This window comes from Bradyrhizobium uaiense (assembly GCF_010811875.1).
Classification (GTDB): Bacteria; Pseudomonadota; Alphaproteobacteria; order Rhizobiales; family Xanthobacteraceae; genus Bradyrhizobium; species Bradyrhizobium uaiense.
Map to the genome: position 1 here is coordinate 1 of NZ_VKHP01000315.1, position 9,673 is coordinate 9,673.

Annotated in this window: 8 protein-coding genes and 2 pseudogenes; 3 read left to right on the forward strand and 7 right to left on the reverse strand. The window is 61.0% G+C overall.

Translation table 11 applies throughout. The features are described 5' to 3' along the window. Positions 1–268 precede the first annotated feature (268 nt). The 3 genes and pseudogenes from FNJ47_RS41625 to FNJ47_RS41630 all read right to left on the reverse strand — a co-directional run bounded on the left by FNJ47_RS41625 (position 269) and on the right by FNJ47_RS41630 (position 3,762). Entirely contained in the window at positions 269–2,647 is a 2,379-nt protein-coding gene (locus FNJ47_RS41625; protein WP_236000430.1) for an NEL-type E3 ubiquitin ligase domain-containing protein, read from the reverse strand. Positions 2,648–2,762: 115 nt separating this feature from the next. Next, positions 2,763–2,968 (reverse strand): annotated as a pseudogene (locus FNJ47_RS51925) (IS481 family transposase); the annotation flags it as partial. Between the two features lie 644 nt (positions 2,969–3,612). Next, a complete protein-coding gene (locus tag FNJ47_RS41630; RefSeq protein WP_347341793.1) occupies positions 3,613–3,762 on the reverse strand; it encodes a Fic/DOC family N-terminal domain-containing protein in 150 nt (49 codons plus the stop codon). Between the two features lie 331 nt (positions 3,763–4,093). Here FNJ47_RS41630 and FNJ47_RS51930 point away from each other — a divergent pair, with 331 nt between their 5' ends. Then, the gene (locus tag FNJ47_RS51930; protein WP_236000434.1) at positions 4,094–4,498 is read left to right on the forward strand and encodes a hypothetical protein; all 405 of its coding nucleotides are present in this window, start codon (positions 4,094–4,096) and stop codon (positions 4,496–4,498) included. After that, entirely contained in the window at positions 4,471–4,659 is a 189-nt protein-coding gene (locus tag FNJ47_RS51935; protein WP_236000437.1) for a hypothetical protein, read from the forward strand. The genes FNJ47_RS51930 and FNJ47_RS51935 overlap by 28 nt, the downstream gene beginning before the upstream one ends. A gap of 159 nt (positions 4,660–4,818) precedes the next feature. Here FNJ47_RS51935 and FNJ47_RS41640 read toward each other — a convergent pair whose 3' ends face one another. Both FNJ47_RS41640 and FNJ47_RS41645 read right to left on the reverse strand, forming a co-directional pair. Next, complete coding sequence (locus FNJ47_RS41640) at positions 4,819–5,259, reverse strand: hypothetical protein (RefSeq protein ID WP_163162040.1); 441 nt, start codon at positions 5,257–5,259, stop codon at positions 4,819–4,821. A gap of 277 nt (positions 5,260–5,536) precedes the next feature. Beyond that, a complete protein-coding gene (locus FNJ47_RS41645; RefSeq protein ID WP_236000439.1) occupies positions 5,537–6,358 on the reverse strand; it encodes an ATP-binding protein in 822 nt (273 codons plus the stop codon). A 150-nt stretch (positions 6,359–6,508) separates the two neighbouring features. Here FNJ47_RS41645 and istA point away from each other — a divergent pair. Then, positions 6,509–7,285, forward strand: a pseudogene (istA, locus tag FNJ47_RS41650) (IS21 family transposase); the annotation flags it as partial. Positions 7,286–7,306: 21 nt separating this feature from the next. On the opposite strand, the gene FNJ47_RS41655 reads toward istA, so the two are convergent. Continuing rightward, positions 7,307–9,373 carry a recombinase family protein gene (locus FNJ47_RS41655; protein ID WP_163162042.1) on the reverse strand — a complete coding sequence of 689 codons (2,067 nt, stop codon included), beginning with the start codon at positions 9,371–9,373 and terminating at the stop codon, positions 7,307–7,309. After that, positions 9,366–9,673, reverse strand: a 308-nt coding sequence (locus FNJ47_RS41660) for a hypothetical protein (RefSeq protein ID WP_163162044.1), incomplete at its 5' end; no start/stop codon positions are given. The genes FNJ47_RS41655 and FNJ47_RS41660, both read right to left, overlap by 8 nt.

Here is a 9,673-nt window from a genome sequence, read left to right on the forward strand (position 1 = left end):
CTCGGGCTTCCCCGACTCTACGTGCCCGCCGAAGCATAACTCGGTCGAACCGCCATGGTACGGACCCGTATGCCTGGTGGTGTGGGAGGGGCGGTGTCGTGAGGCACCCCCCTATCCCGATCAATCCCAAATCGATTCAAACTAACCCCATCCCGCTCTAGCAGAGGCTCGGCACGAATCGATATTTGCAAGACTGAGCCGCCAGTTACGCTGTGTCACTGAGATATAGGTTCCCGTAAAATTGACGCTCCTCGCAAGGATGGCCATTTCACAGCTCAAGCCCGCGGTCCCCAAGCACCTGGCGCATCAGAGGACCCTTGATCTCGCGGGCGATCTCCTCGCTAATCTGGGCTCCGAATTGCAACTCGGCATCGCTATCTCCGGTTAGCTGATGGTCGGCGAGCCGTTGCTCAAGGCGGCTCGGAAACTCCTCGTCCATCGCCTCCCTGAGCCGGCCCTCCATCTGTGCATGATCTTGTGGGGCAATCCGACTCACCACCATCTCCCAGGGTTGCCAGCGAGTTGCCAGATAGTCGGCGAACCCCGTCGCCTCCTCGTTGCGCACCTGGATCTCGGCTGCGGTGAGGTCGTCTTCAGTGACGTGGGCGACATCAAAGAATCGCATATCCGGAGCGATGAGCTGTAGGTCCAGCCGCTCACGTAGCTTGACCTGATAGGCGAGATAGACCTCGACCTCGTCGACGAACCCGAGCGAGTCGACCTTCTGACGGGCGATCGGCTCGAGCGCGTTCAGGCGGAACAGGACCCGCGCCTGCTGGATGAGTTCGCCGAGCCGATCGTCATAGGCTCCGTCATCGACATCAGCGTTCAGACGTGCGGTCTGCATGCCGTTCCAGGTCAAGGTGACGCGATCCTGGCAGGTCTCGCTCGCCCCGTAGGCCAGCTCAAAAAACTGCCGCCGCAATTCCGGCCTGATCGCCGCCTGCCGTAGATCCTCGGCCACCGCCTCTCGGAATTCGGGATTGTCATAATTCACTGTCTTCTGCAGCTTGTCGAGGAAGAGCGCGTATTCCGGGGCACCCTCCTCGTGGGCGAAGTTCTGCCAGACGGCGATCGCCTCCGGCTCGCCCTTCAACCAGTCCGCGACCGCATTGGCCAGCGGCCGTTCCTGGTCCACCATCGTTCCTCCACCCATTGAAAAGAAGACCCGCGGGCCGGCATAGCTCGCCGCATTCAGGGCTGCCGCCAAATTCGTCCGCACCTGCTCGGGCAGCGCATTATCCTCCACATAAACCATGCACCCAGACCCTAGCCGGGTCAGCAGGGTCTCTGGCAGGCTGGTGAGCCGATTGTTGCGTGCCTCGAGCATCTGGAGCTCGGTCGGGAGGTTCTCGGGCAAGCTCGACAGGCCGTTGCCGCTGACGTGGAGTCTCTGGAGCTCAGTCGGGAGGGTCTCGGGCAGGCTGTTCAGCCGGTTATCGCGAGCGAAGAGCAACAGGAGCTCGGCCGGGAGAGTGTCAGGCAGGCTGGTCAGCCGGTTGCCGTCGGCTTCGAGCTCTTTGAGTTCGGGCGGGAGAGTGTCGGGTAGAATGGTCAACCGGTTGCTACCGAGGGCAAGCGACTGAAGTCCGGTCGGTAAGGTGTCGGGTAGGCGGGTCAACAGGTTGCCGCGGACATCGAGGTCCTGGAGCCCGGCCGGCAGGTTGTCTGGCAGGCTGGTCAACCGATTGCTGCAGACGGCGAGTGTCGAAAGGCTCTCCGGAAGCGTTTCAGGCAGCCCGGTCAGCTGGTTGCTGCCGACGACCAGAGACTGGAGTCCGGTCGGGAGAGTGTCGGGCAGGTCGGTTAACCGGTTGTTGCTGGCGCCAAGCGTCCGGAGGCCGGACGGAAGGGTGTCAGGCAGGCGCACCAGCTCGTTGTCGCTGACGTTGAGCGACTGGAGCCCGGGCGGAAGGGCGGCAGGCAGTGTCGTCAGGCCCAGATCATACAGCTCCAGCCCTGCATAGACGTCGCCGGCCTCTGCCCAGGCTCTTATTCGTCTTACGGCCTCTTGGCGGTCTTCGTCTTGCGTCTGCCCCTCCTCGCCGGCCCAGGTGTCCAAGATGTGGTCGAGCCGCGATTGCCTGAGGACGGGGTCTTCAAGGTCCGTCGTACTGCCATCGCCCGGCCGGGGCTGTCGGCCGAGGATTGATACTCCGAGATCTTGCTGCCAAGGAATTGCCGCGGTCGTTGGCCACTCAGGCACCACATCACCGGGCTCCGCCCACCAATGCTCCTCCTGATCGAAACTTTGCGTCGGCCAATCGGCACCTGCATCCACGCCGTGCCAACTATCCGTCAGACTGAAACTGCCGGCTGGCAACTGGCCACTCCGATCCGCGCCCGGAAAAAGCAGATCTTGATTGACGCCTTGTCCAGAGAAGGCGGGCGAATCCGAGGGCAACCGCGAGGTGCCTTGTCCGACGCGATCCCCGTGCGGCATTCTCAAAAAATCCGCATCTCTGTTCGACACAACGTCGCGGTCGCTGAGGTTATTTGAATTCTGGGGCGGTCGCTCGTGCGGATGCAACTCGTTCAGGTGCTGCTGAAACCCCGCTTGGTAATCCTGCTGCTGTCCCAGCTCGTCGTCGTACGGCCGCTCGACATCTGGGGCCTCGACGGGGTGGAGGTGGTTGAACGCATCCATCCGATTCTCCTGACCAATCTGAGCAGCTAACGTCGAACCTGGATAAACACGTTCTTGCTACGAGGCTTAGCTTTCGAGAAGCTGACGAGGAACCTGAATGATTATAACTGCCCTGTTAGGTGTTTAGTCCCGGCATTTGCCGGAGCGGATTGGGTTTGAATCGTTCTGGCTCGGAAGTCCAGCATTTGCAGATGTGCTCGTAAGGCCTGAGGCCCTTCAGGGTCTTTAGCCGCCGTGCATAGTTGTAGGCGATGAAGTCGGCGAGATGAGAGCTTCGAGCTGATCGTGTCGATGATAATGATAGCGTTGGACGGTCGCTTGCGGAACCGGCATTATTGACCTGCACACTACTGCCGCGCGAAGTCACCGTTACGGCTGTCATTCCGCGTGCAATAGTTGGAAGCCGATCGACAGAAGACCTCATGGCGTACTTGCGATGGAAGCCCGTGATGGTGGCGAAGCCTTCCAGAATTCGCATATTCTCCGCGAGGTCTGACGATCTGTAACGCTCGCCAACAACTCTTTGTCAGCATCTCGTGCGTCGACAATGAAGACTTAAACGAATGCAGGTTGCGAAGTACCGCGCTCGCGGAGGAATTTGGCCGCACATCAGGAAAAGCAGCCTTCGTCAGCAAACCTTTGTCTGGTAGCCATGTTCTTGGTCCTTGTTCCGTCGAGTGCGCTCCGCGCTGTGCTCCGTCGACTACGAATGCGTTCGATCTGCAGCGCTAGCTCACGCGAGCTGCCCCGCCGATAGACTGAGATTGCCTGCTACCTCTTCAGCCACGATCAGGATATGAGGCGCTCGCCTTCCAAAACGCGCACGAGGTAAGGCGGCAGGAACCGCTCCCTATGCTCCCAGCCGTCCCGGATAGGATAGCCAAGATCGACTGGACCTTCCCCGGCTGGCCTTGCGCTCACGATTGGCGGTGGGCGATGCAGCGGCCGGGATGGCCCGGCTTCGGTCAATCTTCGCTTTCTCCACCGGACAGCAATTCGTCAAGCGTGCTGTTGGTGCCTTCGATCGCCGAGCTGCTGATAGCCTCCCGCCGTGGCAAGATGCGGCTGATCAGATACGGGTCCTTTAGTTCGGCCGCGAGCGTCTCGATGCGCACCAAGGCTGTCCGCCGCTCTGAGCCGGGCAAGGATCGACCCAGCAACGCCATCCTCAGGCGGGGGCAGCGGGACCACGCCATAATGCGCCCCATAGGGCGCCGGTAGCCGCTTCAATCGTTCCCGCACGGCGTGAGTGAGATGATCGCGGTTCAACGGAAACCTTTCGCAGAGGAGCTAATTCCAGATCCATAATAAAGGTTATTTATATACTTCAATAAAATGGCCAACGCAGGGTCCTACGTAAGGCTTGCTGAGTTCCTTTTCTAAGGAACCGCTTGCACGTACTGTCCTTACGACTTTTGTACCGTAACGACAGTACGAGGACATTTCATGGCCGATCCTACGGTAGTCAGGCGAGTAAAACGCCAGCGCGACGTTCGCCTGGCTGAAGGCTGGCAGGAAGTGCGTGTGTGGGTGCCCACCGAACAAGACGCAAACGACATCAGAAACCTCGCCGCCGATCGCAGGGCAAAAGCCAAAGCGCTCGCCGGCCTTCGAAGGAAATTAAGAGCGTGCCCCCAGAAAACACTGCAGCGCATTGCCGAGGCGATCGCATCCCAGGGCTCGGCGGCCTACACGACCCCTTCCGGTCCTGTACTGGACCTCCTCACCAAACTCGCGGAAGAGGACGATCTCGCGAGCTTCTCGCGGGCTTTCATTCTTCTGGCGCGCGCCGCGCCGGCTAACGCCGCGTTTGTCGGGGCGCGGTGCCGGCAAAGATCTCCAACTTCCTGATCAAGCATCGCGGCGTCAAGGCGACCGCGCTGATCAAGTGGACCGAGTCGAATCCGGATTGGACTGAGGAGCTCAAGAACGCACTGCGTGATCCCGATCTATTTGTTCGTGTCGTGGAAAACTTCGCCTCTGCGATCAAGCACGGTGGCGCCGCTCACTAGACCTTTGACAAAGAAACCGGCGCCGTTTCAAGAAAGCGGCGCCGGTTTCCTTGTGACTCGGATGAGCCTTTACATTGAATGCGCCTTAGGGCGATTAGCCTTGCCGTGTTAGACTGGGCGATGCCCTTTCCAGTCACCCTTCAGCTCTCCGAGCCCGCGCTAGGAGGCTTGCAGACCGACAGCGATCGTTTTGCGTGGGCTGAGGTCTATTTCGAGGCAGCCCGCCTTCCGGGTGCCGACGCATCCGGCTTCCATGCCAAGGCCCTCGTCCTCCATGAGTCGCTGGTCCGACCACAGCTTTTCCACCTCCAGCGGCGCGCCGAACTCCTGATCGAAATGGGTCGGCCGGCCGGAGCCGAGGCCCTCCTGCGGGAGCGGAACGAGCTTGAGACGAGCGAGTGGCTCCAAAGGCTCATGGCACGCGCGCGGCGTGCGCAAGGAGACGGAGCCGAAGCGTTGGTCTGGATCAACAAGGCGCTGGATCGACTCCGGGCGGACCATTTTCGCGGCGAATTCTTGGAACTGCGTTATGATATCCGGACCGACCTTGGCGACGCTGACGCCACCGACGATCTCGTCGAGGCTCGTGTAGCGAGTCAAAAGGACGTCGAAGCTGCCCGGCTAGATATGCGGCTCAACGACGCGGGACTTGGACGGCAAGTGGGATCACGACGACCTACTTGACCGACGCATCCCCATCTGTGTCGCCCGCTTCTCGACGCAAGTGGAACGCGTTCGACACTGATGGACGGGTGTTGCTTTTAACAACCGACGGGAAGCGCCTCGAGCACATTACTTCAACTACTTTCGCCGAGGAGACCGGTTCTGCATAATCGATCCGTGACAGGTTCCGGCAAAGGCGTCGAGAAACTTTGAGCTAGGCCTCCCACGCATCGATAATTTGTGCGAGCGGAAACGGGTCTTTTTCTTTCGACCACTCATGGAAAGGCGCCGCCGTTTGGCTATAGGGGCCGGGATCGGGCCTATCGAATTGCACTCGCGTCGGGATGTGGAACGCGCTGCCGAAGACAATCGCTTCGCCTGACGACAATATCGTTACCTGATCGAGCAAGCGCCTGGCTTGCATCGGGATGATGCGACGGAAATGGTCGATGTCGTCCGGATTCTGGAGACGATGGCTGATGAAGTTAGCGCACTGACTGATGATAGTCTGGCTAATCTCGCTCGGACGTTGGCTGGCGATGATGAGCGACAGGCCGAACTTGCGCCCTTCCTTTGCGATACGCTCAAATGTCAGCCGCGCCAGTCGATGACCTCGATCCTCGTCCGTGCGAGCCGGTCGGGCATAGTTATGCGCTTCTTCGAGCACGAGAACCCACGGATGCTTGTAGCGTGACGCAGCGGGCAAGCGTTCCCGCGCCTCGAGCAACACGCGCCCGATGACGGCACATGCATAGGGCAGCACTTCGTTGCTCAGCATCGAAAGATCGAGCACCGACACCTTTGGACCTGTCGAAGCCCCCAATCCGAAACGAGCGAACCAGGCGGACAAACTAGCGATGGCAGTGTCAGCGTCTTCATAGTTGAGGAACGCACGCCACCTTTGGTCATCAAGGCGGGTCTTCAAACGCAGCTTCAGCGTAGTGAGATGGGCGTCCACCCGGAAGGTGTCCTCCTTCGATACGGCGCGGTTGATCAGTGATGGATCGGTTAATGTCGAGCGTGCGTGTTTCGGCAATTTCCGGACACCGATTTCGGTAATTCGCGGACAGCGATTTCAGTAATTCCGGGACAGGGATTCCGCTAAATCGCGGACAGTTGCGGGAGGTTGGTTTTCGGGAGCGCCGTTCAGGCAATGTTCTCTCTCAAGCTGAGTTTGAGAGGGGCAATGCCGAGACGGAAGCAAGCGAAACGAACCACTGTGAAGGACCTACGATCGATCCTGAGGCTGACGTACGAGCAGGAGCTGTCGGTTCGGGAGATCTCGGAGCGGCTGCAGATCAGCAAGAGCTCGGTTGCCACCTACCTGCTGCGGGCACGCGAGGCGGGCTTAAGCTGGCCGTTACCGCCGATTTACGCGAGTGAGGCGGCGTTGCAGCGGGCTCTCTTCCGGCGGGTCGGGCGGCCTCCGCAGGACTTGAGCGAGCCTGAGTGGCCGCGGGTGGCGCAGGAGCTCAAGCGCAAGGGCGTGACGCTGACGCTGCTTTGGCAGGAATACCGGACGGCGCATCCCGACGGCTATGGTTACACGTGGTTCTGCGAGAAGTTTGACGCCTATCGGCGCCGGGCGAACCCGACCTTCCGTCATCGCCACGCGGCGGGTGCAGTGATGCAGACCGACTATGCCGGTCCGACGGTGGAGGTGATCGATCCGCAAACCGGCGAGATCCGTCAGGCGCAGATATTTGTCGCGGTGCTCGGGGCCTCGTCGCTGACCTTCGCTATGGGGAGCTTCGGTCAGCGACTACCAGATTGGATCGAAGGCCAGACCCGGGCCTTGTCGTACTTCGGCGGAGTTCCCAAGGCGATCGTCTGCGACAATCTGAAGGCCGGGGTCGTCAAGGCGTTGTGGTTCGAACCGACGCTCAACCAAACCTTTGCCGCCATGGCCGAGCACTACGACACGACGATTTTGCCGACCCGCAGCCGCAAGCCGCGCGACAAGGCGAGCGCTTCATACTGCACCTCATTCCTTTGATGACGCGGTGATAGCGGTGAGCTGCGCCAGACGGGCGCCGCGCCCACCGCAGCCCTTGCGGATCGTCATGCCAGGCGGGATCTCCCACAGGCCACGGTTCAGGCTATCGGTATAGCATTTTGTGATGAGCCCCTGGCGACCCCACGTGTGTACGGCTGTCTCGGACACGCAGAACTTGGCGGCGATCTCGCGTGTCGTGAGCATACCACGTCGACGCAGCCGCTCATATCGACTCGCAAGTTTGTAGGCGCAGCGAATGAAGGCAACCTTCTTCAGATTGAACGCCTTTGCCTCCCATGTACGCCATCCGTGATTGTTGAGAATCTCGGCGACTTCGCGATCGCAATGATGGTCAAGAAGACGATCAACCTCGGCGACGAGTTCAGGTTTGAACTTGCGGATCTGGGCGATGGGTAGCGGCCGGTCGAGCACCAAGGTACGCGTGGCGCCGCCAGACAGGCGCACATGGGCCGTGACGGTTTGCGACTTGATTAAGGTTACGTCGTCGATGAGCAGACGCACGATGCGCTTGCGCTCGCGGGAGTCAACTCGAGGATCTTGCCAGATCCGCGGAAGCTGCTCGGCGAGGTCAAGGATGCGTCGCTGGGCATCTGCGCTGAGTGCCGCAGCCTGCTGTTTGCTCCGGCGCTTGTAGTCTTCGGCGGCATCGGCATGACGGCGCCGCTTGTCGTTCCATTCGGCCTCGAGTGAATCGGCGACGAGTCGGTTGTCGGGATCAACCTTCATGTAGCGTCGACGCGCAAGCTCGGCTTCATAGCGCATCCGCTCGACGTGCTGGCGACGCGCTGCATCGGTCTCTGCGGCGCGCGCCTCAAGTTCGCGCTGCACCTCAAGGGTGACGGCCAGCGTCATCGGCGTCATTAGCTCGATCATCAAATCTGCGATTCCCGCATCGACGATCTTCCCGGGAACCGTTTGGCAGGTCCATCCCGCGCGGCGTACCGCGTTCGCCTGGCACAGATAGGTTGGGACGGTGCTGCCGTTCTCCCGGCTGTAGCGCACACCCATGCGTTCGCCACACAGGCCACAGACCACGCGACCTTGGAGGAGCGCCGGTCCCTCGCGCGGCGGTCCCGACCGCCGCTCGCCACCGAAGGCACGAGCGTTGTCGGCGAGCCGCCGCTGGTTGGCCTCGAAGCGCTCCCAGTCGATGTAGCCCTGGTGCATCCCCGGCATAACGAACTGCCAATCGGTCCTGGCAACCTTGACGACACTGGTGCCACCGTCGGGCCGGTGCCGTATGCGCGTTCGGCCATACGCAAAAGCGCCGGCGTAGCGCGGATTGTGGAGCACCTGCAGAACGCGCGCATGGTGCGGCGCCGCCCACAGGAGATCACCCTTGTTCGGTCCTGTCCGGAGTCTGCGCGGGAACAGCAAACCTTGCTCCCGGAAGAAGCGGACTGTCTGCATCGCACTTCCGGTCTGCTCGAAGGTATCGAACACGAGACGGATTGCGTTCTGCACCTGGAGGTCGGGATCGAGGCCGATCGTCCGATCATTCCGGTAAACCAGCCCGACCGGAGGGCACATCTCGAGCTCGCCGCGACGGGCCTTGTTGAGCTGACCACCACGCATGCGTGCTTTGAGGATGTGCAGCTCGGCCTCGCTCATCGTACCTTTGAGGCCGAGCAAGAGGCGATCGTTGAAGCTGGCTGGATCGTAGATACCGTCTTCGTCAAGGATGAGCGTCGCCGTCAATGCGCAAAGCTCGATGAGCCGGTGCCAGTCGGCCGAGTTGCGCGCAAGGCGCGAGACCTCCAGCCCCATGACAATACCGGCCTTGCCGAGCGCCACCTCGCTCACCAGTTGCTGGAAGCCGTCGCGTGCTGTCGTACTTGAGCCGGACTTGCCGAGATCGCGATCGATGACGTGAACGCGCTCGACCGGCCAGCCGGCGACAACTGCTCGATCCCGCAACCCATATTGGCGCTCGGTGCTCTCGCCGTGCTCGGCGACCTGGCGAAGGGTCGATTGGCGGACATAGAGGTAAGCGTCGCGCTTGAGATGGTCGGCAGTGACTTTGAGCTCAGGCATGGAAGGGCTCCATTGCGATGGCGACGAGGATGCCGGCGATGAGGCGCGTGACGTCGCTTGTTGCGGGCGAGGGATTGTCTGGGGCCGAGTGCGCGAACCGATGGTCGTGGCAGGCTGCCTCGGTATCGACGTCCTGTTCGCGCACTCGGATCCACGCTGCCAATCCCCATCGACGAAGAATGGTGAGACCAGGGCAGGCCGTGAACTCGGCACGCAATGCGGCGGCGCGTAGCTTCTCGTAGCTGTCCGCTGCGTCCGCAGGCGCGACGATCAAGCTGGGTTGAGTCGTTTTTTTTTGCG

Bases quoted from the DNA above. Each gene is read 5' to 3' on its own strand.
- FNJ47_RS41625 (WP_236000430.1), bottom strand. From the start codon at position 2,647: ATGGATGCGTTCAACCACCTCCACCCCGTCGAGGCCCCAGATGTCGAG.
- FNJ47_RS51930 (WP_236000434.1), top strand. From the start codon at position 4,094: ATGGCCGATCCTACGGTAGTCAGGCGAGTAAAACGCCAGCGCGACGTT.
- FNJ47_RS41655 (WP_163162042.1), bottom strand. From the start codon at position 9,373: ATGCCTGAGCTCAAAGTCACTGCCGACCATCTCAAGCGCGACGCTTAC.